The following is a 22,705-nucleotide window of genomic DNA, read 5'->3' on the forward strand; positions in this document are numbered from 1 at the left end:
TCGGATGAAAATTACCGACCGGTTAAGGATGCGAGGCTTAAGCGCGTTGCAAAATCGAACATACAGCCTCCTTCGGTGGGTTGGTGGGTTAAAAAGATGCGCAGTTTAGTAACCTGGACTACGGATGTCAAAATATTGCGCTGCTTCTAATTGCAGTGATGGGGCTGATATCGCTGACGGTGTCAAAATACACCATGGTGAAATTACGGGAACGAAGGGGCGTTTATTGCTTGGGCTTAATCAATCCCGCAAGATATACAGAAATCATCCAACTATACGGGTCACAAATAAAAAGCATGTACCGATCAAGTCTTCTAGCACTTTTGCACCCGCCAGAAATCGTAAAAATTAAACCATTGTCGCGGGGCGGTCAGACAATGGTGTTGCAAACGCTCGGCGTAGCGGCGGACGGCGGCATGGATGACCGCGTCGCGGTTGGCGCGGGTCCAGGTCAAGCCGTCGCTGAACGGCTCGAAAATGATCCGGTGCCGGCCGGCCTGTTTGATACAGAACAAGCCGTACACCGGACACCGCAACAAACCGGCCAACACGAACGGACCCTGCGGCAACGGCGCCGACGCGCCGAGAAAGTCAGCCCAGGCTATCCGGCCGCCGCCCACCGGCGTGCGGTCGGCGGCGATGACCACCAACTCGCCCTGCTCGATTTTTTCGGCCAAGCGCATCGCCACGCCGGCGTCGATCTCGGTGACTTGCAGCAAGTTCAGCGCGCTAGCCGGGTTGTAGCGCGCCAACAAACGGTTGAAGCGCTCGGCATGCTTGGTGTGTACCAGCACGTTGATCTTGACGTTCGGATCGCGCCGGGCCATGACCCGGCACACTTCGGGATTGCCCAGATGGCAGGCCAACAGCAACGCGCCGCGCCCCCGCCCCAAATCCGCCAATAGCCGTTCGCGGCCCTCGAATTCGACCGCATCCGCCGGCAAGGCATCGGCCCAGGCCGCCATTTTGTCGATGATAGCGTTGGCGAAGGCGATGAAATGCCGCCAACTCCGCCAGTTCAAATGCTCCGGCCGCTCGCCGTTAAATACCGCCAAACGCCGCCAAAACTGCCGACTGGCCTGTCTGGCGTTAGGATGGCTTAGCCAGTAATAACTGACCACCGGATACAAGAACGCCTGCAACAACGGCCGGCCGCCGTAACGGAACACGCCGAACAGCAAGCGCATACCCCAAACGCAGGTCGATTCGCCGATTTGCGCCCAATGGCCGGCGGCTTTCATCGCAAACGCCCGAGCAACAAAACCGGCAGTCTGAGCAGCATCCCGAAAAACAAACGGGCGTGCGTCGCGGAAATCAACGCGTTATCGCGGAACAACCGAAAGTGCGACACGCCGTCTTCCGGATAACGCACCGCCGTCGGCAGATTGAGCGCGGTGACGCCTTGCCAATACAGCTGGACCACGATATCGATGTCGAAGGCCATGCCGCTAGCCACGCGCTGCCTAGCCAGCAAGTGCTCGACCGCCGCCAGCGGATACAAGCGAAACCCGCACATGCCGTCGGCGATGGCATCCGACCAGGTGTTGATACGAATCCAGAAGTTGGTGATGCGCCGGCCGTGTACCCGGCTCCGCGGCGCGTCGGCGCCGTAACGCGGCGCGCCGAGTATCATCGCGTCCGGATACAACCTGGCCAACGCCAGAAACGCCGGTATATCGGCGGTATCGTGCTGGCCGTCGGCGTCGATTTGCAGCGCGTGGCTAAACCCGCGCGCCAGCGCTTGGCGAAAACCGTCCACGACCGCCGCGCCCTTGCCGCCGTTGGCCGGCCGTTCCAGCAAGCTCAACCAATCGGTTTGCGCGGCGGCCAGCTCGCGTAACACTTGTCCGCAGGCCGGCGAGCTGCCGTCGTTGACCAATAGGCACGGCAGTCCGTGCGGCTTGAGCCGCGCCAACAAGGCCGGCAGCGCCCGCTCGTGGTTGTACACCGGAATCACGATGCAGACCTTGATCGTCATGCTTCGGCTTGGATCAAGCGGCCGGAGCTATAGGCCCGGTCGGTATCGCGAAACTCGAAAGCCAGCCGGCCGGCGGCGGCGCGCCAAGTCAAATTCAACTGAAGCTCGCTATCGGGCCGAATCGGCTGTACGAATTTGATCGCTTCCAAACTCCGAAACGGCACGACGAAACCGAACAACAAACGGCCGTAATGCTCGACCCAAGCCAACTGCACCACGCCGGGCAAGATCGCAAACCGAGGAAAATGGTCGGCGAAGTAACGCAAATCGGCCGGGATCTTCAGCGTCAACTCGGCGCTGTCGCCCGACCAGCGCACTTGGCGCGGCAACGGCAAGCGATCGTCGCTGACCAACCAGCACCGCAAGGCCGGCACATCCGGCTTGCCCGCAGAGGTTTCCGGCAGCCTCGAAAAAAACAGCCAGCGCCTCGGTAACAGCACCGCCTCGAAATGCCGCAGCAGACCTTCTCGCAGCTCGGCTATCAGCGCCTTGCGGCCGTCGCCGAGCATTAAGCGATGGCCGGTCGCGGACAACACCCCGGCCACCGCGACGGCATCGCGCCGGCCGCTGATCGGCAAGGCCACAGCCTCGGCCAGCCAGCCGCCGGCCACGATGCACTGCTCCAATTCGGTTAACGACAAACGCTTTTCCTCGATCTTGACGATGCGGTCGCGCCGGCCCATCAGATCGAAACATCCGTCGGCCCGCCATGCCAGCGCATCATCCAGCGGATAGGGCTCAGCATCCGGTAAATAGGGCGAACTCAACTCGCCGTCGGGACTTAGAGTCAGCCCGGCGAACAAGCGCCAGCCGTTGTCGGGAAATCGTCTCCAGGCAATGCCGCCGGTTTCGCTACTGCCGTAGACTTCCCACGCGGCGTGCCCGGCCCGCGCCGCCAAGCGCTCCGCGGCGGCGGCCGGTAGCGGGCCACCGGAACTGAAGACGGCTGGGAAACCGGCAATCTTGGCCCAAGGAGATTCGGCATCCAGGCGCTTCAGATGGGCAGGGCTGGCGATCCAGCAAACGCGCTCCGGCAAACCGGCCGCGTCCAACGCGGTTTCGCTGACGAAAGCGCGACCGGCCGCCAACGGCCACAACACCCGAAACAACAAACCGTAAATGTGTTGATGACCGACGGTGCCCGCTACCCGGCAGTCGCCGAGCAAGCCGCCCCACTGGGCTTCCAGGCCGGCGACTTCGCACCAAAGTTGGCGTTGGCTTTTAAAAATGGGCTTGGCGACGCCGGTCGAACCGGAGGTAAACAAGGCGAGGTCCGGCGCTTGGCGATCGGTCCCGCTCGTCCAGGCTCGCCAAGCGGCCCAGGGTCGGCTAAAACTCGCCGACCCGGCAAATTGAGCGTCGGTTGCGCCGTTCGCTTCACTGGAAATTTCGTTGAAATCCGGCCCGCTCAGGCCGTGCGCCGGCCAGTCGCCGAGCAAGCGGCAGTCTTCGCTTTCCAGCGAGGCGCCGGTATCGGGCCGGTTATTCGCCGCCAGCCAAACCTGCTTGCCGGCCTGCCATAACGCAAACAACAACACCGCGAACGGATAGGCATCCTGGCAATACAAGCCGTAACGCGGATAAGGATCGGCGGCAAAACGCTCGGCCCAGGCCGCGACGGCCAACCGGAAATCGCCGCGCGTGTAGCATAGACCGCGATGCCAAGCCACCGGCCGGCCGTCGTCGGCGGTATCGAAAGCCCGAGCCACGCGCTAACCCCGCCAAGCGGCGCGGCGCCGGACACCGTATTCGCCGAGCAACAGCAGCCCCATCAACAGATAGGCGATCAGTCCGTTGTACAAGCTCCACACCTCGAAGCTGGCATACAGCGCGGTGACCAGCGCGGCCGTGCCGTTCAAGACGAAAAAGCCGCACCACAACACGGTCACCCGGCGGGTGTAAATCACGCCGGCGGCCGGCAAATCAGGGGTTTGCAACCGGGCCAGCCGCTCGATCAGGCTGGGCGGGCGCAGCAGGCTGACGCCGAAGATTGCCAGCATCGCGGCGTTGACCGCAACCGGGTAGAAACGCAGGGTCAATACCTGATTGCTCCAGACCGCGAACGCCGCGAAGGCCAAGCCGGCCCAAGCCGCCTGACGCATCCAGCGCTGGCCGGCCAAGGCCAGGCGCGCGGCCAGCAATCCGGCCAACGCCGCCGCGATCCAGCGCGGTTCCCAATAGCGCAGTCCGAAATACACCGCCGCCGGGTACAGCAACATCAGCACGCCGACCGCCGCATTGAACCAGCGCGGCATGCTACTCTTGCAGCAAACGATGGACGGCCTCGACCACGTCGCCAATGCTGCGAGCGGTTTTGAAGTCTTCCGGTTTGACCATCTTGCCGGTAACTTCCTTCAGACGCACGATCATGTCCACCGCGTCTATGCTGTCGAAATCCAGATCTTCGTAGAGTTTGGCTTCCGGAACGATGGCCGCCGCGTCGATTTCAAACATTTCGACCATGATGTCGCGGATCGCCGCCAAAATGTCTTCGCGAGTTTGCATCATGCCGCGCTCCCGGCCGTCGCCAAAAAGCGCGCCAGCGACGCCACCGACGCGAATATCGCCGCGACGTCGTGCTGCTCGGCATCGATCTTGACCCCGTAGCGCTTGCGGATCGCCACGCCCAGCTCCAGCGCATCGATGGAGTCCAATCCCAGGCCGCCGTCGAACAACGGCGCCTCGCTATCGATGTCGGCGACATCGACATCCTCCAAGGCCAGCGTGTCGATAATCAGGCGTTTTAATTCAGTTTCCATCGTGTTCATCGTTCATTCGTCGTTCGCTAAAGTAGTCTTGCAAGGTTTCGGTCAGCCGCCGCACCGCGATCGAACGCGGCTTGATCGCTCGAAAGGCGTCGATATCGATGGCGTCGCCGACCTGCATTGTAAGCGCAAAGCGCCGCGCCGGGATGCGATACCACGGCTCGGCCTTGGTCAGCGTGCTGGGACGGCAGCGTAGCACCACCGGCGTGACGAGGCAGTCGGCCTGCAAGGCCAGCGCCGCCGCGCCGCGCTGAAACCGGTAGGCTCGGCCCGGTACCGAACGGGTGCCTTCCGGAAACACGATCAGACAGCCGCCTTCGCGCAGACGTTCGGCGCAGGCGTCCAACATCGCTTGCGAATCGGCGTTGCTGATGTAGCCGGCGTGCAATATCGGTCCGCGCATCGCCGGATTGCGCCATAGACTAGCCTTGACGATGCAACTGGCGTGTCGGATGCGGCTCAGCAGAAATACCACGTCGACCAGCGTCGGGTGATTGGCGACGATCAACTGGCCGGGCCGGTTCAATTTCTCCAAGCCGTCGATCCGGTAAGTCATCACGCCCAGCCGATGCATCAGACCGATGAAGGCGTAAAAGCTCAGATGCACCGCGTATTGGGCGCGGCGCTGCTTGGCGGCCGGCAAACTGGGCCGCAACGCCAAGATCGGCAACACCAGCCACCACAACAGCATGCCGCCGACGCCGAACACCGCGAAACTTACGGCGGTGGCGAACAGCCGCCAAGCGTAGTCCAAGCTGCGAATCAGCGCTTTTGCCATAACCAGCCCTGGCCGTTGTTGCCCAAACGCAGTTCGGCGCGGGTATCGAAAAGAAATTCGACCAAAGCCGGTAATTGCAGCGGCTGCTCGCCGTCGCCGCGCGGCTCGGCCAGCCGCTCAAAACGGCAGACCAGGCCTGCCCCGCCGCGCGCCAAACGCAGGGCCAAGGCTGCGCCGGGCGCCGACAACCGATAGCCGGTAGTCGGATAAAAGTCCGGCAGCGCTTCATCGTAAAACACCAGCAAAACTTCTTGATGACCTTCGCCGAGCAGCCCCAAGGCTTCGATAAAGCCCGGCCCCACGCCGCCCGCGCCGGGTGCCAGAGCCACTGTTTCCAGCCGGTGGGCGTAAACCATCGAATACAGGCCAGCGATGGCATTGTGTACCGACAAGCTGAAACCGGCCGGCGACAAGTCCTCGCCGGCTTGCAGGGTTTGCAGCAAGGCCAGCGAATCGGCGATTTGGCCGTGGCTGGAGCTGAATACCGCCGGCAAGGCCTCGCCGGGCGCGATACAGCCGTCGATCGCCCGAAACGCGCGGCGGGCCAGCGGGCTCAAGCGTCGTAACAAACTTTTCGGAACCTGGCGCGGTGCCGGGCCGTCGGCCGGGTTTAAATCCGCGTGCCAGCCGCGAATCGTAAAATCGAGTGCCATGGCGTCGCTTAAACCGCTGAACGCCGCCGCCACTCCGTGTCGGCCAATCGGTATAAAACATGCCGCCGCAACGGGCTGTTAGGCGGTAGCAGCGGGTGATCGAATTCGCGGTCGCGGCGCATGCCCAAGCGCCGCATCACCGCTTCCGAGCGAGCGTTCCCCAGTGCGGTGAACGAGACGATTTCCGGCAGACTCAGGGTTTCGAATCCAAAAGCCAACGCGGCCCGCGCCGCCTCGCTGGCATAGCCCTGCCGCCAATGGCGGTAGGCCAAACGCCAGCCGACTTCGACGCAAGGCGCGAAGTCGTGGCGGGTGGCGGGTACGTGCAATCCCACGTAGCCGATGAACTCGCCGGTACCGGTCAATTCCACCACCCAGAATCCCCAACCACGCTCGGCGATCAAGGCTTGAAAACGCTCGGCCAACGCATCGCTGGCGGCCCGGTCCAGGGCTTGCGGCAGATGCGCCATCACGCGGACGTCGGCATTGATCGTCGCGAACGCCGGCCGGTCGGCGTCCCGCCACTGCCGCAGTATCAAGCGGGCAGTGGCGAGAGTGCGGACTTCGGTCATCTCCGCCCCCGTTCGGTTCCGATCAGGCGCACCGCGGTCACTCCTGCTTGTCGTTGATCAAGTCGTAAGTGATGTCAGGGTTCAAGCCGATAGGCCAGTAAATGATCGCGAACGGCGGCCAAAAGATCGAAACCACCCGGAACTTGGCGCGGAGTTTACCTTCCTTCAGCACCTTGCCGTTTTTCTCCAATTTGTACGGAATGCCGCCGCCGGGCGGCATTCCGGCCGCGGTCCAGAAATACGGTTTGGTGGTAACTTCGCCGTTCGCACTGATTTGCACCGGCTCCGGCCGTTTGTACAAATACAGTTGCGAGCCATCCGGCACTTTGAAGTGACCGGTCGTCGAACAGCCGGCCAATATCATCAGGGCCGCGAACCACAGGATTAATCGTTTCATGTCGTCTCCTATTAAAGTTAAGACCAGCGTTTGAAAATCAGCGAGGTATTGATGCCGCCAAACGCAAAGTTGTTGCTCATCACGTACTCGCAAGTCAACAAGCGAATACTGCCCTGAATATAGTCGAGTTCGGCGCAAGCCGGATCGACGGTTTCCAGATTGGCGGTAGCGTGAAACCAACCCTCGCGCATCATCATGATCGCGGCCCAGGCTTCCAACACGCCGCAGGCACCCAAGGTATGTCCGGTAAAGCTCTTTAAGGCACTGACCGGCATCCGCGCGCCGAACACCGCGCGGGTGGCGTGACTCTCGGCGATGTCGCCGTATTCGGTGGCGGTGCCGTGGGCGCTGACATAGCCGATCGCCGCCGGCTCCAACCCGGCGTCGCTCAGCGCCAGCCGCATCGTGGTTTGCATGCTGGCGCTGTCCGGTTGGGTCACATGCAGACCGTCGGAATTGGTGCCGTAACCGACGACTTCCGCGTAAATTCGCGCGCCGCGCGCTTGGGCGTGTTCCAGATCTTCCAGGATGAAGGTGCCGGCCCCCTCGCCTATCACCAAGCCGTCGCGGTCGCGGTCGAAGGGGCGCGGCGTTTGCTCGGGATGGTCGTTGCGCAAGCTGGTCGCGAACAAGGTATCGAACACGGCCGCCTCGGAAGCCGACAGCTCGTCGGCGCCGCCGGCCACCATCACTTGCTGCCGGCCGAATTTGATCGCCTCGTAGGCATAGCCTATGCCCTGACTGCCCGAGGTACAGGCGCTGGACGTGGTGTAAACCCGGCCGTTGATCCCAAAATACAGGCCGATATTGACCGGCGCGGTGTGCGCCATCATCCGGATATAGGAGGTGGCATTCAGGCCATCGGTGGCGCGGTTGAGCAGCATGTTGCCGAAATCGGCGATCGCATCGTAACTGCCGGCGCAACTGCCGTAGGCGATGCCGGTTTGACCGCTGTCCAGACAGGGGTGAAACAACAAGCCGGCGTCCTTCAACGCCCATTCGGTGGCAAGCGTCGCCATCAAGGCCACTCGGCCCATCGACCGGGTTTGCTTACGGGTATAGTGCGCCGGCCGCTCGAACTCGACCGGCCCGGCCAGGCGGGTGTTCAGTCCGTTATAAATATCCCACTCCGGCATGGTCCGAATGCCGGTGCGATCAGCCTGCAAATGTTCGGCGATGGTTTCCCAATCGTTGCCGATCGGCGATAGTCCGGCCATGCCGGTCACGACGACGCGTTTCAACACAGGCCTCCGTTGACAGAAATCACTTGGCGAGTGATGTAGGCCGCATCCTTGGACAATAAAAACGCCACCGTCGCGGCGACTTCCTCCGGTCGACCGACCCGGCGGGCCGGAATCAAGCCCTTGATTTCGTCCAGCGGCAGTTCGTCCAGCATGTCGGTGGCGATCAGACCCGGCGCCACGCAATTGACGGTAATCTCGCGCTTGGCCAACTCCAGCGCCAAGGCCTTGGTCGCGCCGATGATGCCGGCCTTGGCGGCGCTGTAATTGACCTGGCCGCGATTGCCCATCAGGCCGGACACCGACGACAGCGTGACGATGCGGCCGGGTTTACGGCGCCGGACCATCGGCATCACCAGCGGTTGCAAGACGTTGTAAAAGGCGTCGAGATTGGTGTGGATGACGCTGTCCCATTCCTCGCCGGTCAAGGCCGGAAAAGCGTTATCGGCGGCGATGCCGGCGTTGCATACCACGCCGTAATAGGCGCCGTGACTGTCGATGTCGGCGTTCAATACCGCCGCGCATTCAGCCCGGTCGGCCACGTCGAATTGCAGGATGCGAACCTGTCGGCCGAGTTCGGCAATCTGGGCCGCCACGACTTCGGCGTCGTGGCGTCGGCCGCGACAATGCAGGACCAAATCGTAACCCAGACCGGCCAAATAGAGGGCAATAGCGCGGCCTATGCCCCGACTGGAGCCGGTCACTAACACGGTATCATTCATGCAAATCGTCAGGTTGGAAAACGTTGAGGGTGGCGAAAATGTCGATATTGTCGCCGCGAATCCGGCATTCGAAAACTCCCAATTGACCTTCTTGCAGAATTTTCGCGGCTTCGACCGTCAGACGAGCGCCGACCGGCAGATAATCGACATTGCCGAGATAGCGCCGGGTACCCAGCAAAAAGCCCAGCCGGATCGGCTCGCCGGCCTGCTTGGCTTTCAGTCCGGCATAAACGCCGATGGTTTGCGCCATGTATTCGATGCCGACCCAGGCCGGCACCTGCTCGGCGTCGCCGAACAGCAAACCGTCGCCGCGCACCGTTAACTCGGTCGCAACCCCGGCCTCATCGAAATGCAACAGCCGGTCCAACAGCACCATCGCGCCGGTATGCGGCAGCAGCTCGGCGATCGGCGTATCGAATCCGATCATGCCCGCGCCACGACTATCGAGACGTTGCTGCCGCCGAACGCAAACGAATTGCTCTGGCACACCGCCACCGGCCGGCCCAGCGTTTGCCCGGGCCGCACCCAGTTCAGCTTGGGTAAGGCCGGATCGCTGTCGGCGTCGTTGACGTTGGGAATCAGTGCGCCGGCGGGGTTGGCATCGGTCAGCAACAACCAACAAAATCCCAATTCCAGCGCCGCCGCCGTGCCTAGTGTATGACCGGTCATGCCCTTGCTGGAACCCACCGGCGTGCGACTGCCGAACACCTGATGCACCGCGCGACTCTCCATCGCGTCGTTCAACGGGGTCGCGGTACCGTGCAGGTTGACGTAATCGACTTGCGCCGTATCTAGGCGAGCTTGCTCCAGCGCCTGCCGCATCGCGGCGGCGACCGCGACGCCGGTCGGGTCCGGCGCTGAAAAATGGTATCCGTCGCTGGTCGCCGCCGCGCCGAGCAAGGCCACCGGCCCCGGCACCCGGCTCATCACGAATAGCGCGGCCGCCTCGCCCAAATTGATGCCGTCGCGCCCGGCGCCAAACGGCCGGCACAATCCCTTGCTGACCGATTCCAGCGCCGCGAAGCCGTTGACCGTCAAACCGCACAGGCTATCGGCCCCGCCGACCAGCACCGCGTCGCACAAGTCCAGATCCAGCAAACGCCGGGCCGACAATATCGCCTTGCCGCTGGACGAACAGGCGGTCGATACCGTGTAACGCGGCCCGCCCAAGCCCAAATAGCCCGCCAAGAAATCGGCGCCGGCCCCCATTTGCTGTTGCTTGTAATGGAAACCCACCGGAATCGCGCCGGTCTCGGCCAGCGCTTGCAAAGCCAATTCGCTGTTGCGCACGCCGGACGTGCTGGTGCCCAGAACCACACCGATCCGGTCGGCACCGTAACGCGCGGTCATTTCGAACAGCGTGTTTTCGAGCTGACGGGCGGCCGCCAACAGCAGCCGATTGTTGCGGCAGCGATACACGGCCCAAGCGTCCGGCAATTCGGGCAATTCGGCCGCGATCCGGCCCAGATACAGCGGCCGGCCCGGCGTGAACTCGTCGCTGGCCACCAAGCCGGAGCGGTCGCCGCGCTGCAGCGCCCCGAGTATCTCGCTCCGCTGGTGGCCCAGCGCGCACAGCAGTGCCGCATCGTTGAAGTAAAACCTCATCGGCCCAGCACTATTTCACCGCCACCAGATTCAGCAGCGTCGGTTCGGGACGCGTGGGCAGCGACCAGCCGAACCATTCCAGCGCACCGGCATCCGGCCTACTCCACCACAAATACGGCGTCGAAATCCGCTCGGCATCGACGCGAAAACCGGTGTCGCGAATCAAGCGCAAATATTGGTCGGCGGTCTTTTGCACCGCCATCGGGTGGCGAAACAGCAAGCGTATCGGTAGAGAATGGATGAAACGCTTGCAAGACTCGGCAAATAACAGCAAACCGTCGGGTTTTAACACCCGGTAAAACTCCCGCATCGCCTCCGGATGCCGAACGATATGATGAAAACTCTGATGGCAAAACACGATATCGAAGCCGGCGTCCGGATACGGCAGACGCTCGGCGTTACCCAGGCTGACCGTCACCGGACAAGTGCAACGGCCGGCCTGACCTTGGGCATCGGCCAACAGTGCGGCGTCGATTTCGATCGCGGCGATGCGGCTGGGCGCGAACGCCTCCGCCAATAGCGCGAACGAATTTCCCCGGCCGCAGCCCACGTCCAATATCGTCGGTGCCGCCGGCGCGGCGGGCATCAAACGCCGCAAATCGGTGATCGCCACCCGCAACACCCGCTTGCGCCAGGTTTCGGTGTTCAAAAACCAAATGCCGAAGGCGCTTTCCTTGATCCAGCAGGTTTGGGAGAGAGTCATGTCAGCAACGCTATGATCGGGCGATTGGGAAACCAGCGGAAAATGTAGTCATCGCACCGCGAATTCCGGTTTTTAGATCCGCCTTCGGTCTCGCCAGGTGGGCGAGAGGCGGATAGGTCGAAATTGACCGCGCGACACGGTTAAACAGCGGCGCATTATAAGCGGATAGGACCGATTCCGGCACGCCGGCGGCGGTTTAGATTTTCGCCAGCAACATCACCGTCGACCGGGCTTGGGCGCGGTAAACGAACTCGCCCACCGCGACCGCCGCCTCGGCACCGACGCAATCGTCCGGCGACGCCAGCGCGGTATCGATCACCCGCGCCCATTGCAGCGGGGCGTTTTGATAACTCCGCGGCAATTCGAAAGCCAGGCTTTCCCAATAACTGTTGAAAATAAAATAAATCAGATACGGCCGCTGCAGCTTGGCGATCAGAATCGCCAGGCCGTGCGAATCCCGTCCCCAATCCGGCTGATGCAGTTTAACGCCGTGGTACTCGATATACAGCTGTTGGAAAAACAGATTCAACGTGGCTTGCGACTCCTTCCAGGTATACAGCAAGCCGCGCAACTCGATCAGTAGTTTAACGAAACGGTGGATGTCGGCATGTTTGTCCCGCAAGGACCAATCCAACCAGCTCAGCTCGTTATCCTGGCAATAGGCATTGTTGTTACCCCACTGACTGCGGCAGACTTCGTCGCCCATCGTCAGCATCGGCGTGCCGGCGGAAAGCAAGGTCAAGGCCAGGAAATTCTTGATCTGGCGCTTGCGCAGCCGGTTGATGTCACCGGAGTCGGTTGGCCCCTCCGCGCCGCAATTCCAGCTGAGATTGTTGTCGCAACCGTCGCGATTGCCTTCCCGATTGGCTTCGTTGTGCTTGACGTTGTACGACACCAAATCGTAGAGCGTAAAACCATCGTGGCAGGTCACGAAGTTGACGCTGGTTTCGGGTTCGCGCCGTTCGGCGGCAAAAATATCGGGACTGGCGAACAGACGATTGGGCAATTTGGCGACACTACCCGGCGCGGCCCGCCAGAAATCGCGGATGTCGTCGCGAAACTGGCCGTTCCACTCCTTCCAGAAGTCGCCGATGAAACAGCCGACCTGGTACAAGCCGGCGGCATCCCAGGCTTCCGCGATCAATTTGCTGCCGGACAACACCGGATCGGTTTCGATGTCCCATAAAATCGGCGGATTCGGAAACGGCCGGCCTTCTTCGTCGCGCGACAGAATCGACGCCAAATCGAAGCGGAAACCGTCCACGTGCATTTCCGTGACCCAATAGCGCAAGCTATCCAAAATCAAGCGCCGCACCACCGAATGGTTGGCCTTCAGCGTGTTGCCGGTGCCGGCGTAGTTGGTGTAGGCGCCGTTTTGCGGATCGAGGATGTAGTAGACATCGTTGGCCAGGCCCTTGAAACAAAACATCGGCCCGCGCTGATCGCCCTCGGCGGTATGGTTGAACACCACGTCCAGTATCACTTCGATGCCGGCGCGGTGGAGGGCTTTGACCATGTCGCGAAACTCGGCGATCGCGGCCAGCGGCGCCGAATCGGAGCTGTAACCGCAATGCGGCGCGAAAAACGAGACCGGCGAATAGCCCCAATAATTGCTCAGACCCGGCGGTGCGTCTTGCGGATCGAATTGAAACACCGGCAGCAACTCGACGGCGGTGACGCCCAAATCCTTCAAATACGGAATTTTCTCGATGACGCCGGCATAGGTGCCGCGCTTGCCCGCCGCGACGCCGGAACTGGCGTGCTGGGTGAAACCGCGCACGTGCATTTCGTAAATCACGGTACCGCGAAACGGTTTACGCAGCGGCGCGTCGCCTTCCCAGTTGTAGCCCCGGTAATCGACCACGACGCTTTTCATCGCCGCGCCCCAATTGACGCCTGGCCGGCACGCGGCCTGGCGATCGTAATTCGTCCCGGCCGCGACGCCGCGCGCGTAAGGATCGAGCAGCAGTTTTTCCGGATCGAAACGCAGGCCGCGCTCGGGATTGTTGGGCCCGTTCACCCGGTAGCCGTACAACTGGCCGGCTTGAATGTCGGGCGCGTAGATGTGCCAGTAGTGGAAGGTCCGGTGGCGTAGCGGGTCCAGCGGCACGATGCGGCTGGGTATATCGTCGTCCGCCGCGTCGAACAGCAGCAGCTCGACCGAGGTAGCATTCTTGGCGTACACGCTGAAGTTGGCGCCCCCCGGACGCAAGGTTGAACCCAGCGGATAGGAACTGCCCGTGTTGACTTTGCCGTTCATGTCGCTAAAACTCCCGGTTACGTGGGATTCCCGAACCAAGATCCCTGACCGAAAGTTTAGGAGAATATCTAGAAACTGGACGAAACCTAGGGTTTTGCCGTTGCCGATCGGGCGGCCGCCAAAACGCGCGGAATCGTCAAGGGAGGTATCGCGGTTTCGGTTTGGTCATAGGGGATGACGACGCAGACCAGACAAGGTGTGCGCTCCGTTAGCCGCTGGATCGAAATTGGTCGCAGACAGATTGCCGTCCCGATAGGCTTAGCACGAATTGATCGGCGCCCCCTCCTGGATCCGAAAAGCCTTCACCGCTTGATGCAACTGAATACCGAAAACTTCGGATTGGCCGCCACTAACCGACAGTTGCCGAATAACTTGCCCAAACTCAGCTGATAATTCAAATGACGGTTACCGATCACCCGCAGTTCGCCGCCGCTACGCAAGACCCTTTGGGCGTGGGTAAACATCGACCAAGCGATCTGGTCGCCAACCGTATGTTGTTGATGAAAGGGCGGATTGCAAACGACGCAATCGGCCCTTTCGGCCGGAAACTCTGTCAGGCCGTCACCGGCGACAAATTCGGCGTCGCGGCTATCCGCGAATGCCGTTTGGAAATTTTCCCGCGCCGACGCCAAGGCCATGAACGATTCGTCGACGAATACCAAACGGCCGGCCGGATAGCGCCGGGCCAGCATCACGCCGACGATGCCGTTGCCGCAACCCAGGTCGATCAAATCGCGGTAGCCGGTCCGGTCCGGCAGATGCTGCAACAAAAAGCGGGTGCCGATGTCCAGCGAATCGCGCGAAAACACATTGGCATGGTTGGTGACGATCAACTCGTCGTCTTCCAAGCGGTAACGGGTCGGATAGGGATTGGCCGACAGTTCCAAGTCGGGATCGACTTGCACGAACAATAAGCGGGCTTTTTTTACCGCCAGCGACGGCGTGCAAGGGCCGAGCAAGCGTTCGAGTAACTTCCAGGCGGTGGGCGGCAGATTCTTGACCATGCCGGCCGCGATCACGCGAGCGCCGGGGGCCAATCGCGGTTTCAAGCCGTGTAGTTGGTGTTCCAGCAAAGCCAGCGTTTTCGGAATTTTGATCAGCAGGCAATCGATACCGGGGCTAGGCAATCCGAGGCTATCCAGCAATGCGACGTTTGCCACGTCTAGGCCGTTGCGGCGCAAATTGTCGCGGGTGGCTTGTTGCGACAGCCAGGAATCGGATATCGCGGTCGGCCGGTACGCGTGCAGCGCGACGGCCAAAGCGCCGAAGCCGTCGTTTAAAATGGCGATCCTCGCGCGGTCGGAAAGCCCGATTTCCGCAAGATGAGTCAACAGATATTCGTCGGCCGCATCCCACGCTCTGAGCGTTTCCTGGCGCCGGTGTGGCAGGCGCGCCAGTTGAAAACGCCCCTGGGGCACTATCATCTCTTGTTCCATATTCGGTTGACGGCTTCCGCCTAGAGCTTGGCGGCTAGGTCGCCGCACCCAATGGTTTCAGTAGCGACAATTTGCCACGCGGCAATATGCCACATTTTCTACCGCACTTTAGTTCAGTAGACTAAACGCGACTCTTGTATGCGCCCCAGACGGGGAATGAGAGTTATACCCCACCTCTCTATGCGGTCAGCCTCAAACATCCAGGTCCTGACCGCTTTTTTTTCCCACTCGATCAATGCGCCTCGCCAAAAGCGCCCGCAAATAAGCGATAAAAATTCTCGGTGGACTGCCGGGCGACCGTCTCGACGTCGACGCCGCGCAATTCGGCGATGTGCTCGGCGACATACCGCACATATAACGGATAATTGGGCTTGCCGCGATGCGGTACCGGCGCCAGATACGGCGAATCGGTTTCGATCAAGTAGCGGTCGGCCGGAATTCGCCGGGCGACATCCTTGATCGCTTCGGCGTTCTTGAAGGTCACGATCCCGGAAAACGAAATATAAAAATTCAGTTCCAAGGCTTTTTCGGCATAATCCCAGTCCTCGGTAAAACAATGGATGATACCGCCGACCGTATCGGCGCCTTCTTCCCTGAGCACCTGCAACGCATCCTGGCCGGCTTCGCGGGTATGAATAATCAGCGGCTTATTCAGCTGCTTGGCGACGGCGATGTGGTTACGAAAGCGGCGAAATTGCCAACCCAGATCGCCTTGGCTGCGAAAATAATCCAGTCCGGTTTCGCCGATGGCGATTACCTTGGCGTCGCTCCCCAGTTCCAGCAAATCCTCGACGCTGGGTTCGCGGCCGTCGGTCACGTTTGGATGTACGCCGACCGATAGCGAAATGTCGGGGTAAGGCTCGATCAAGCGCCGCATGGCGGGATAGGCCTCCAGATCGATGCCTATGCACAGCATGCGGCTGATTTGCTGGGCGCGAGCGGCGCCGACGAAACCGGCAAAATCGCCGCCGTAGGGTTGCAAGTCGATCCGGTCGAGGTGGCAATGGGAGTCTATGAACATCGGATGGTTTACGAAAATCAAGGCCGGCGGACATGCCGACAATACTACATGGTATGGGTGGAGCGGTCGGATTCCAGCGCGCCGGCCAGATAGGTTTCGATTTTATTGCGGGCCATGCCGCCGTCCTGGTCGCTAAATTGCACGCCGATGCCGGCGGCCCGATAACCCTCGGCGCCGTTCGGGGTTTTCCAGATGATCTTGCCGGCGATCGGCAATCGCTCGGTTTCATCCATCAAATTCAGCAGCATGAACACTTCTTCGCCCATTTCGTATTCGCGCTTGGTCGGAATGAACAATCCGCCGTTTTTGACGAAAGGCATATAGGCGGCATACAAGGCGTTCTTGTCCTTGATCGACAGCGAGAGTATGCCTTGCCGGGGTGACGGAGTTTCTGCCATGGCTTAATTCGGATTGAGTTGCGACCAACGGATCAGGAGTTGCTCGACCAGTAATTGCCGGTTCATTTGGGTCGCCAATTGCGATTTGGCGAGCAACAAGGCGTCGTAAAAACGGTACAAGCCTTGCAATTCTAGCCGCTTGGACAGGGCTTGCAAGGCATTTTTCATGTCGGGATCGGCTGCGTCGGCCGGCTCCGCCACATGAGCGCAGCGAATGATGTCCGCCACCCATTGCGCCATCCAGGTCAAGGCCACCGCTAATTCCACCGGCTCGCCCTTCTGCCACTGTTCGGCAACCGCCAACGGATTGCCCTGCCCCCTAACTATCGCCAACCAGTCCTGGAAATAGCGCTGGCGATATTCGGCGATGTTGCGTTGTGCATATTCGCCGGCCAGTAGCGGGGCACCGCGCGCCAACTCCAATATCGGTTCGGCGTCGGTCAATATGCCTTGTCCGGCTAGCCATTCCAAGGCCAGCGCCTTGGGCGGCAATGGACAATACAGCTTTTGACAACGACTGCGTATCGTTGCCGGTAGCCGGCCAGGTTGCTCAGTCAGCAACAGCAAACAAGTCCTTTCGGTCGGTTCTTCCAGACACTTAAGAAAGGCATTGGCCGATGCGGTGTTGAGCAGTTCGGCCGGGCTCAAAATCACCACCCGGTAGGTGCGGTCGTATTGCGGCTTCAGCGCGAGCTTGGCGATCAAGTGGCGGATTTTGTCGATACCGATCGCCTTGCCGGGTTCGTCGGGTTCGACGCTCAAATAGTCGGGATGCGTGCCGGCCGCCACCAACAGGCAAGCATGACAGCGCCCGCAGGCTGAAGCGTCGCCCGCCGGCGTTTCGCACAACAACGCCCGCGCGTAGTAGTCCAGCAAATGCCGCCGGCCGATGCCGGCCGGACCGGAAACTAGCAAGGCCTGCGGCACCCGCCCTTGGGCAAGGTAGGCTTGCAAGGTTTGCCAAGCCGGCTGCTGCCAGGGGTAAAGCGTCGTCATCGCCGCTCCAACAACGCCGCCAATTCGTCGGCCAAACTACCTTGCACGTCCTCCAGCGGCCGCCCGGCATCGACGACCCGGTAGCGTTCCGGATATTGCGCGGCCCTGGATAGATAGCACTGGCGAACGCGCTCGAAAAACTCGCCACGCTCGGCTTCGAAGCGGTCGGCCGCGTCGCGCCGTCCGACCCGCCCCATACCAATTTCGACCGGCGCATCCAACAACAAGGTCAGGTCGGGGCGCAGGTCGCCCTGCACGCAATGCTCCAACCATTCGATCGTCGCGACGTCCAGTCGGCGTCCGCCGCCCTGATAAGCGTAAGTCGCATCGGTGAAACGGTCGCACAGTACCCATTTCCCGGATTCCAAGGCCGGCAAGATCACTTGGCGGATGTGCTGAGCCCGCGCCGCGAATACCAGCAACAGTTCGGCCTGCTCGGACAAGGGTTCGTCGGCTTTTTCCAACAGAATCGCTCGGATCTTCTCGGCAATCCCGGTGCCGCCCGGTTCGCGAGTCACCACCGAAACGATGCCGCGCATCTCCAGCCAAGCCTTGACGAATTGTAGATTGGTGGACTTACCGACGCCTTCGCCGCCTTCCAAGGTGATGAAACAACCGCGACTCATCGTTGGTAACGCTCCACATACTTTTCGTGCTCGGCCAAGGTGGATGAAAACGCGTGACGGCCGTTGCCGCGCGCGACGAAATACAGCGCATCGCCGTGGTCGGGATGCAGCGCGGCGACGATAGCCTCCTTGCCCGGCAATGCGATCGGCGTCGGCGGCAAGCCTTCGATGATGTAGGTGTTATATGGCGTGGGCTCGCGTAAATCCTTGTGGCGAATATCGCCGTGATAACTGTCGCCCATCCCGTAAATCACGGTCGGATCGGTTTGCAGCAGCATACCTTTTTTCAGGCGCCGGGCGAATACGCCGGCGATTTGTCGACGCTCTTCGGCCGCTCCGGTTTCCTTTTCGACGATCGACGCCAAGATTAAGGCTTGGTAGGGATTTTCCAGCGGCACGTTTTGATCGCGCTTGGACCACTCCTCGGCCAACACTTTTTGCATCCGGTCGTGTGCGCGTTTCAGCAATTCGATATCGGCCGTGTATTTTTCAAAGTAATAAGTATCCGGAAAAAACAAGCCCTCCGGATGAGGTTTGTCCGAGCCGATGCCCTTCATCAACTCGGTCAACTCGGCGTCGCTGAGCGTATGCGCCAAATAAGGATTGGTTTTGACCGCTTGAAACAGTTGTTTGAACGACCAACCTTCCGGAAAAGTGATGGAATATTGGCGGGTGCGACCTTCGGTCAGCTGTTGCAAAATGTCGGCCGCGCTGGCGCCCTTGGCCAAGACGTACTCGCCGCGCTTGAGGCCGCGATCCAAGTGTTTTCGATAGGCGAACAGCTTGAACCAGAAGCGGTTGATTTGCACGCGGTGGGCCAGCAATGTCGAAATCACGCTGTCCAAGGTATCGCCGCGGCGGATTTCGATGACGGTTTCGCTGGCCACCACCGGTTTTTTCTCGATCAGATGATAGTGCATCCCGGCCCAGATCGAGATCAGTCCCGCCAGCATCAGCAGCGTGAACGCGGCAATGCTGTGACCCATGACATGCTTAGCCATCACGACAACTCCCGTTGTTTGGCTAGCCGATAGGCCGCGCATATACGTTGCGTCACCTGCCCGACCGGGAAATCTTGCCCGGCCAAGCGCCGCACCGGCCAAATCCCGATCACCGAGTTGGTCACGAACACTTCGTCGGCCGCCAATACCTGATCCACGGTGATCGCCGCTTCCACCGACGGCAAGCCTTCGGCGGCCGCGAACGCCAAACTCCATTCGCGAACGATGCCGGCCACGCCGCAATCGGTCAAAGCAGGCGTCAGCAAAACGCCGTTCTTGACGATAAACAGATTGCTCATCGTGCCTTCCACGACGTAATTCTGGACATCCAGCATCAAACCTTCCTGGCGGCTGTCGTCCGACCACTCTGCGCGGGCAAGTACTTGCTCCAAACGATTCAAATGCTTGATGCCGGCCAGCGTGGCATTGCTGGACAAGCGTTGCCGACAAAAATCGGCGACGATGCCGTCGGTTTGGTAATGCGCGGGGTAATCGGGATAGGGATGCAGGCTGAACAGCCGAGTAGGCTGGATAACGTCCGGTTGCCGGTAGCCTCGCCCGCCGCAACCGCGAGTAACGATCAGCTTAAGCACCGCGGCTTCCCTGCCGGCGGCGAAAGACAAGGCTTCCGCTTCGAGCAAACCGGCGTCGGGCATCGGAATCATCAAACGCCGGCAGCCCGACGCCAGACGTCTAAGATGCCGATCGAGAAATAAAGGCCGGCCCTGCCGGACTTCCAGCGTTTCGAACAGGCCGTCGCCGTATTGCAAGCCGCGATCGGCCGGATCGATGCAATGCGCGGGTTCGCCGTTCAGCAGAAACATCGCCGGTCACTGCCGCGGCCCGCAAAAATTATGCGTAGCGTTTGAACACCAGAGAACCGTTGGTGCCGCCGAACCCAAACGAGTTGGAGATCGCGACGTCGATTTTCATGTTTCTGGCGATGTTGGGAACATAATCCAGATCGCATTCCGGATCGGGATTTTCCAGGTTGATCGTCGGCGGCGCGATCTGGTTGCAAATCGCCAGCGAGGTTAAAACGGCCTCGATGCCGCCGGCCGCCCCCAGCAAATGGCCTATCATCGATTTGGTCGAACTCACCGCGACCTTGTAAGCGTACTCGCCCAACGCGGCTTTCATCGCGTGGGTTTCTCCGATGTCGCCCGCCGGGGTCGAGGTGCCGTGCGCGTTGATGTAATCGATGTCTTCCGGATTCAACTTGGCGTCGCGCATGGCGTTACGCATGCAGCGCGCCGCGCCCTCGCCGCCCTCGGACGGCGACGTAATGTGATAAGCGTCGCCGCTCATGCCGTAACCGACCAACTCGGCGTAAATCTTGGCGCCGCGCGCCTTGGCGTGCTCCAACTCTTCCAACACGATCACACCGGCACCGTCGCTCAATACAAAGCCGTCGCGATCGCGATCCCAAGGCCGACTGGCCCGTTGCGGATCGTCGTTACGGCGAGACAAGGCCTTGGCGGCGGCAAAACCGCCCATCGCGGTCGGCGATGTCGTGCAGCGCTCGGCACCGCCGGCGACCATCACGTCCGCATCGCCGTATTTGATCAAGCGAGCGGCGTCGCCGATATTGTGCGTGCCGGTCGAGCAGGCGGTGACGATCGCGAAATTCGGGCCTTTCAACCCGTATTTAATCGACAAATTGCCGGAGATCATGTTGATGATGTTGCCGGGCACGAAGAACGGCGAGATCCGCCGCGGGCCGGCCGCCGTGTAGGTGGCGTAGCACTCTTCGATACCGGTAATCCCACCGATGCCGGCGCCGATCGCGACGCCGATACGCTCGGCATTCTGTTCGGTGACGACGATACCGGAGTCTTCGAAAGCCTGACAACCTGCCGCGATGCCGTAGTGCACGAAACCGTCCATGCGTTTGGCATCTTTCTCGGCGATGTAGTCGCCGATATTGAAGTTTCTGATCACACCGCCGAAGGTGGTCGCAAAGGGCGAAATATCAAAGGAATCGATCGGACTAATGCCGCTCTTGCCATTGACGATACCGTCCCAAGTATCGGCAACATTGTTGGCTAAAGGCGTGACGGCGCCCAAGCCCGTAATAACAACTCGACGTGTGCTCACAGAAAACTACCGGTAAAAAAGAAGACAACCAGGAAGAGAGGGAGGAACCGGCTAGTGGATGGAAACGCCATCCACTAACTGACTTGAATCGACTTATTGCAAGTTGGCGTTGATGTAATCGATAGCCAATTGGACGGTGGTGATTTTTTCGGCTTCTTCGTCCGGAATTTCGCACTCGAATTCTTCTTCCAGAGCCATGACAAGTTCAACTGTGTCTAAAGAATCAGCGCCAAGATCGTCAACAAAAGACGCATCGTTTGCGATTTCTTCCTTTACGCCTAATTGTTCCGCGACAATCTTTTTTACTCGTTCTTCGATATTACTCATATATTTTTCCTCGAACAATGCAAATGCCTGATTGCAAGCACTTACCTTATCTTTAGTGTTGTATTAATTGAATTTGCAATCTCGTCACCGGCCGGGCCTAACGACTTAGCGGATTATACTTGATGTTCAAAAATTTTCACAACATTAGCCCAACCCGCTATGACTGAGGCTTGGCGCTCAAATTCCTGACGATTTCCTCGAGCGGCACCAGATTGAGCTTGATTCTGAACAGGATTTCCCTATCCTCCAACACGCCGTAACACTCGTAAGTCCGCAGCAGAATATCGGTGTGGTTCAGCGTATTGTCCTTGGATTCCGGCAGTTGCTTGACCAGAATATGCAGCTTGTCGTTGTTCTTCAAACGCTGTACCAAGCAGCGATCGACCGAGATGTCGTGCGAGGTGTACACCATCGGATTCGCCTTGAAATCGTGGTGTTCCAGCTGGGCCTTTTCCAGCAAGGCCCCCGAGGTCAAACAGCAGGGAAACACCTCCGGATAACTGGCGATGTGCGCCAGTTCGTCGAAATACGCCGATTGTTCCGCCAACGATCCCGACAGGAAATTCTTGACGTTGCCGTTATGCATCCACTTTCGTTTCAGGAAGAAGTCGGTGCCGGGTACGATGCTGTCGTCCGCCAGCGCATTCAAATCCGGCAAGCCGCTCAGATCGGTATTGGCCAGGAACAACGGGGTTTTGGTTTCCTTCTTGTAACCCAGCAAGATCGTCTTGCCTTGCGATTTGATCGCCACCCGGTTGGTCAAGGTCAATTCCGGAATCGTCGCGATCAGGGTTTTTTTGATGTCCAGCGTCATTTCCTGCCGAGGCCGCAAGGCGTTGACGAAGGTGATCTGGTAATTACTGAAGCGTAGGCCGCGATCCGCGATGATCTTGTCCTCCTGATGCGCTTCGCGGTACAAGCGCATCTGGTATTCGATCAGGGTATTCAACTGAAAACCCAGCACGATAGGCCCTTTGAACGGGTTATGCGTAATCTGCAGCCACTTATGCTTATCGTGAAACAAATTGAAGTCGTCCGACGCGTTGCGGGCAACTTCAATATGGATTTGTTCGAACTGAAAGGTTTGCTCTGTCATCAAAATAACCGGTTGTTTTAAGCGTAACTAACC

Annotated in this window: 26 protein-coding genes; all 26 read right to left on the reverse strand. The window is 60.1% G+C overall.

Annotation, left to right across the window (positions count from 1 at the left end):
• Positions 1-314: 314 nt before the first annotated feature.
• A complete protein-coding gene (locus tag ACQE3D_RS14585; RefSeq protein ID WP_168029555.1) occupies positions 315-1,241 on the reverse strand; it encodes a hypothetical protein in 927 nt (308 codons plus the stop codon).
• Entirely contained in the window at positions 1,238-1,978 is a 741-nt protein-coding gene (locus ACQE3D_RS14590) for a glycosyltransferase family 2 protein (protein ID WP_313729947.1), read from the reverse strand. Before ACQE3D_RS14590 ends, ACQE3D_RS14585 begins: the two co-directional genes overlap by 4 nt.
• Positions 1,975-3,687, reverse strand: a complete 1,713-nt coding sequence (locus ACQE3D_RS14595) for an AMP-binding protein (RefSeq protein ID WP_313729946.1) — start codon at positions 3,685-3,687, stop codon at positions 1,975-1,977. The genes ACQE3D_RS14590 and ACQE3D_RS14595 overlap by 4 nt, the downstream gene beginning before the upstream one ends.
• 3 nt (positions 3,688-3,690) lie before the next feature.
• Positions 3,691-4,233, reverse strand: a complete 543-nt coding sequence (locus ACQE3D_RS14600) for a hypothetical protein (protein ID WP_313729945.1) — start codon at positions 4,231-4,233, stop codon at positions 3,691-3,693.
• Position 4,234: 1 nt separating this feature from the next.
• Positions 4,235-4,483, reverse strand: coding sequence for an acyl carrier protein (locus tag ACQE3D_RS14605; RefSeq protein ID WP_064027499.1), 249 nt, complete (start codon positions 4,481-4,483; stop codon positions 4,235-4,237).
• The gene (locus ACQE3D_RS14610) at positions 4,483-4,737 is read right to left on the reverse strand and encodes a phosphopantetheine-binding protein (RefSeq protein WP_083385919.1); all 255 of its coding nucleotides are present in this window, start codon (positions 4,735-4,737) and stop codon (positions 4,483-4,485) included. Before ACQE3D_RS14610 ends, ACQE3D_RS14605 begins: the two co-directional genes overlap by 1 nt.
• Complete coding sequence (locus ACQE3D_RS14615) at positions 4,727-5,521, reverse strand: lysophospholipid acyltransferase family protein (protein WP_313729944.1); 795 nt, start codon at positions 5,519-5,521, stop codon at positions 4,727-4,729. Before ACQE3D_RS14615 ends, ACQE3D_RS14610 begins: the two co-directional genes overlap by 11 nt.
• Positions 5,506-6,174, reverse strand: coding sequence for a beta-ketoacyl synthase chain length factor (locus ACQE3D_RS14620; protein WP_313729943.1), 669 nt, complete (start codon positions 6,172-6,174; stop codon positions 5,506-5,508). The genes ACQE3D_RS14615 and ACQE3D_RS14620 overlap by 16 nt, the downstream gene beginning before the upstream one ends.
• A gap of 8 nt (positions 6,175-6,182) precedes the next feature.
• Complete coding sequence (locus ACQE3D_RS14625; protein ID WP_313729942.1) at positions 6,183-6,746, reverse strand: GNAT family N-acetyltransferase; 564 nt, start codon at positions 6,744-6,746, stop codon at positions 6,183-6,185.
• A 37-nt stretch (positions 6,747-6,783) separates the two neighbouring features.
• Positions 6,784-7,143: a hypothetical protein gene (locus ACQE3D_RS14630; RefSeq protein ID WP_064027453.1), complete on the reverse strand. Its 360-nt coding sequence runs from the start codon at positions 7,141-7,143 to the stop codon at positions 6,784-6,786.
• Between the two features lie 17 nt (positions 7,144-7,160).
• Complete coding sequence (locus tag ACQE3D_RS14635; RefSeq protein ID WP_313729941.1) at positions 7,161-8,384, reverse strand: beta-ketoacyl-ACP synthase; 1,224 nt, start codon at positions 8,382-8,384, stop codon at positions 7,161-7,163.
• Positions 8,381-9,106, reverse strand: a complete 726-nt coding sequence (gene fabG / locus ACQE3D_RS14640; RefSeq protein WP_313729939.1) for a 3-oxoacyl-ACP reductase FabG — start codon at positions 9,104-9,106, stop codon at positions 8,381-8,383. Before fabG ends, ACQE3D_RS14635 begins: the two co-directional genes overlap by 4 nt.
• Complete coding sequence (locus ACQE3D_RS14645; RefSeq protein WP_313729938.1) at positions 9,099-9,533, reverse strand: hotdog family protein; 435 nt, start codon at positions 9,531-9,533, stop codon at positions 9,099-9,101. The genes fabG and ACQE3D_RS14645 overlap by 8 nt, the downstream gene beginning before the upstream one ends.
• On the reverse strand, positions 9,530-10,711 hold the full coding sequence (locus tag ACQE3D_RS14650) for a beta-ketoacyl-[acyl-carrier-protein] synthase family protein (RefSeq protein ID WP_313729937.1): 1,182 nt from the start codon (positions 10,709-10,711) through the stop codon (positions 9,530-9,532). Before ACQE3D_RS14650 ends, ACQE3D_RS14645 begins: the two co-directional genes overlap by 4 nt.
• 10 nt (positions 10,712-10,721) lie before the next feature.
• A complete protein-coding gene (locus ACQE3D_RS14655) occupies positions 10,722-11,414 on the reverse strand; it encodes a class I SAM-dependent methyltransferase (protein WP_313729936.1) in 693 nt (230 codons plus the stop codon).
• A gap of 196 nt (positions 11,415-11,610) precedes the next feature.
• Positions 11,611-13,674 carry a glycogen debranching protein GlgX gene (gene glgX / locus ACQE3D_RS14660; protein WP_313729935.1) on the reverse strand — a complete coding sequence of 688 codons (2,064 nt, stop codon included), beginning with the start codon at positions 13,672-13,674 and terminating at the stop codon, positions 11,611-11,613.
• Positions 13,675-13,976: 302 nt separating this feature from the next.
• Complete coding sequence (locus tag ACQE3D_RS14665) at positions 13,977-15,098, reverse strand: methyltransferase (protein WP_313729934.1); 1,122 nt, start codon at positions 15,096-15,098, stop codon at positions 13,977-13,979.
• A 244-nt stretch (positions 15,099-15,342) separates the two neighbouring features.
• Complete coding sequence (locus ACQE3D_RS14670; protein WP_313729933.1) at positions 15,343-16,131, reverse strand: TatD family hydrolase; 789 nt, start codon at positions 16,129-16,131, stop codon at positions 15,343-15,345.
• A gap of 44 nt (positions 16,132-16,175) precedes the next feature.
• A complete protein-coding gene (locus tag ACQE3D_RS14675; protein ID WP_071157930.1) occupies positions 16,176-16,529 on the reverse strand; it encodes a PilZ domain-containing protein in 354 nt (117 codons plus the stop codon).
• A 3-nt stretch (positions 16,530-16,532) separates the two neighbouring features.
• A complete protein-coding gene (locus ACQE3D_RS14680; protein ID WP_313729932.1) occupies positions 16,533-17,525 on the reverse strand; it encodes a DNA polymerase III subunit delta' in 993 nt (330 codons plus the stop codon).
• Positions 17,522-18,151, reverse strand: a complete 630-nt coding sequence (gene tmk / locus ACQE3D_RS14685) for a dTMP kinase (protein WP_313729931.1) — start codon at positions 18,149-18,151, stop codon at positions 17,522-17,524. The genes ACQE3D_RS14680 and tmk overlap by 4 nt, the downstream gene beginning before the upstream one ends.
• On the reverse strand, positions 18,148-19,152 hold the full coding sequence (gene mltG, locus ACQE3D_RS14690; protein WP_313729930.1) for an endolytic transglycosylase MltG: 1,005 nt from the start codon (positions 19,150-19,152) through the stop codon (positions 18,148-18,150). The genes tmk and mltG overlap by 4 nt, the downstream gene beginning before the upstream one ends.
• Positions 19,152-19,976: an aminodeoxychorismate lyase gene (pabC, locus tag ACQE3D_RS14695; RefSeq protein WP_064027432.1), complete on the reverse strand. Its 825-nt coding sequence runs from the start codon at positions 19,974-19,976 to the stop codon at positions 19,152-19,154. The genes mltG and pabC overlap by 1 nt, the downstream gene beginning before the upstream one ends.
• Positions 19,977-20,004: 28 nt before the next feature.
• Entirely contained in the window at positions 20,005-21,249 is a 1,245-nt protein-coding gene (gene fabF / locus ACQE3D_RS14700; RefSeq protein WP_064027430.1) for a beta-ketoacyl-ACP synthase II, read from the reverse strand.
• Positions 21,250-21,342: 93 nt separating this feature from the next.
• On the reverse strand, positions 21,343-21,576 hold the full coding sequence (gene acpP / locus ACQE3D_RS14705; protein WP_013820083.1) for an acyl carrier protein: 234 nt from the start codon (positions 21,574-21,576) through the stop codon (positions 21,343-21,345).
• A 157-nt stretch (positions 21,577-21,733) separates the two neighbouring features.
• The gene (locus tag ACQE3D_RS14710; RefSeq protein WP_064027428.1) at positions 21,734-22,672 is read right to left on the reverse strand and encodes a hypothetical protein; all 939 of its coding nucleotides are present in this window, start codon (positions 22,670-22,672) and stop codon (positions 21,734-21,736) included.
• Between the last annotated feature and the right edge of the window lie 33 nt (positions 22,673-22,705).

Source organism: Methylomonas sp. MS20, assembly GCF_050275925.1.
Taxonomy (GTDB): Bacteria; Pseudomonadota; Gammaproteobacteria; order Methylococcales; family Methylomonadaceae; genus Methylomonas; species Methylomonas koyamae_A.

What these genes read in the sequence shown, in the direction of transcription:
- ACQE3D_RS14585 (WP_168029555.1), bottom strand. Translation starts at nt 1,241, where the DNA reads ATGAAAGCCGCCGGCCATTGGGCGCAAATCGGCGAATCGACCTGCGTT.
- ACQE3D_RS14590 (WP_313729947.1), bottom strand. Translation starts at nt 1,978, where the DNA reads ATGACGATCAAGGTCTGCATCGTGATTCCGGTGTACAACCACGAGCGG.
- ACQE3D_RS14600 (WP_313729945.1), bottom strand. Translation starts at nt 4,233, where the DNA reads ATGCCGCGCTGGTTCAATGCGGCGGTCGGCGTGCTGATGTTGCTGTAC.
- ACQE3D_RS14605 (WP_064027499.1), bottom strand. Translation starts at nt 4,483, where the DNA reads ATGCAAACTCGCGAAGACATTTTGGCGGCGATCCGCGACATCATGGTC.
- ACQE3D_RS14610 (WP_083385919.1), bottom strand. Translation starts at nt 4,737, where the DNA reads ATGGAAACTGAATTAAAACGCCTGATTATCGACACGCTGGCCTTGGAG.
- ACQE3D_RS14615 (WP_313729944.1), bottom strand. Translation starts at nt 5,521, where the DNA reads ATGGCAAAAGCGCTGATTCGCAGCTTGGACTACGCTTGGCGGCTGTTC.
- ACQE3D_RS14620 (WP_313729943.1), bottom strand. Translation starts at nt 6,174, where the DNA reads ATGGCACTCGATTTTACGATTCGCGGCTGGCACGCGGATTTAAACCCG.
- ACQE3D_RS14625 (WP_313729942.1), bottom strand. Translation starts at nt 6,746, where the DNA reads ATGACCGAAGTCCGCACTCTCGCCACTGCCCGCTTGATACTGCGGCAG.
- ACQE3D_RS14630 (WP_064027453.1), bottom strand. Translation starts at nt 7,143, where the DNA reads ATGAAACGATTAATCCTGTGGTTCGCGGCCCTGATGATATTGGCCGGC.
- fabG (WP_313729939.1), bottom strand. Translation starts at nt 9,106, where the DNA reads ATGAATGATACCGTGTTAGTGACCGGCTCCAGTCGGGGCATAGGCCGC.
- ACQE3D_RS14645 (WP_313729938.1), bottom strand. Translation starts at nt 9,533, where the DNA reads ATGATCGGATTCGATACGCCGATCGCCGAGCTGCTGCCGCATACCGGC.
- ACQE3D_RS14650 (WP_313729937.1), bottom strand. Translation starts at nt 10,711, where the DNA reads ATGAGGTTTTACTTCAACGATGCGGCACTGCTGTGCGCGCTGGGCCAC.
- ACQE3D_RS14655 (WP_313729936.1), bottom strand. Translation starts at nt 11,414, where the DNA reads ATGACTCTCTCCCAAACCTGCTGGATCAAGGAAAGCGCCTTCGGCATT.
- glgX (WP_313729935.1), bottom strand. Translation starts at nt 13,674, where the DNA reads ATGAACGGCAAAGTCAACACGGGCAGTTCCTATCCGCTGGGTTCAACC.
- ACQE3D_RS14665 (WP_313729934.1), bottom strand. Translation starts at nt 15,098, where the DNA reads ATGATAGTGCCCCAGGGGCGTTTTCAACTGGCGCGCCTGCCACACCGG.
- ACQE3D_RS14670 (WP_313729933.1), bottom strand. Translation starts at nt 16,131, where the DNA reads ATGTTCATAGACTCCCATTGCCACCTCGACCGGATCGACTTGCAACCC.
- ACQE3D_RS14675 (WP_071157930.1), bottom strand. Translation starts at nt 16,529, where the DNA reads ATGGCAGAAACTCCGTCACCCCGGCAAGGCATACTCTCGCTGTCGATC.
- ACQE3D_RS14680 (WP_313729932.1), bottom strand. Translation starts at nt 17,525, where the DNA reads ATGACGACGCTTTACCCCTGGCAGCAGCCGGCTTGGCAAACCTTGCAA.
- tmk (WP_313729931.1), bottom strand. Translation starts at nt 18,151, where the DNA reads ATGAGTCGCGGTTGTTTCATCACCTTGGAAGGCGGCGAAGGCGTCGGT.
- mltG (WP_313729930.1), bottom strand. Translation starts at nt 19,152, where the DNA reads ATGGCTAAGCATGTCATGGGTCACAGCATTGCCGCGTTCACGCTGCTG.
- pabC (WP_064027432.1), bottom strand. Translation starts at nt 19,976, where the DNA reads ATGTTTCTGCTGAACGGCGAACCCGCGCATTGCATCGATCCGGCCGAT.
- acpP (WP_013820083.1), bottom strand. Translation starts at nt 21,576, where the DNA reads ATGAGTAATATCGAAGAACGAGTAAAAAAGATTGTCGCGGAACAATTA.
- ACQE3D_RS14710 (WP_064027428.1), bottom strand. Translation starts at nt 22,672, where the DNA reads ATGACAGAGCAAACCTTTCAGTTCGAACAAATCCATATTGAAGTTGCC.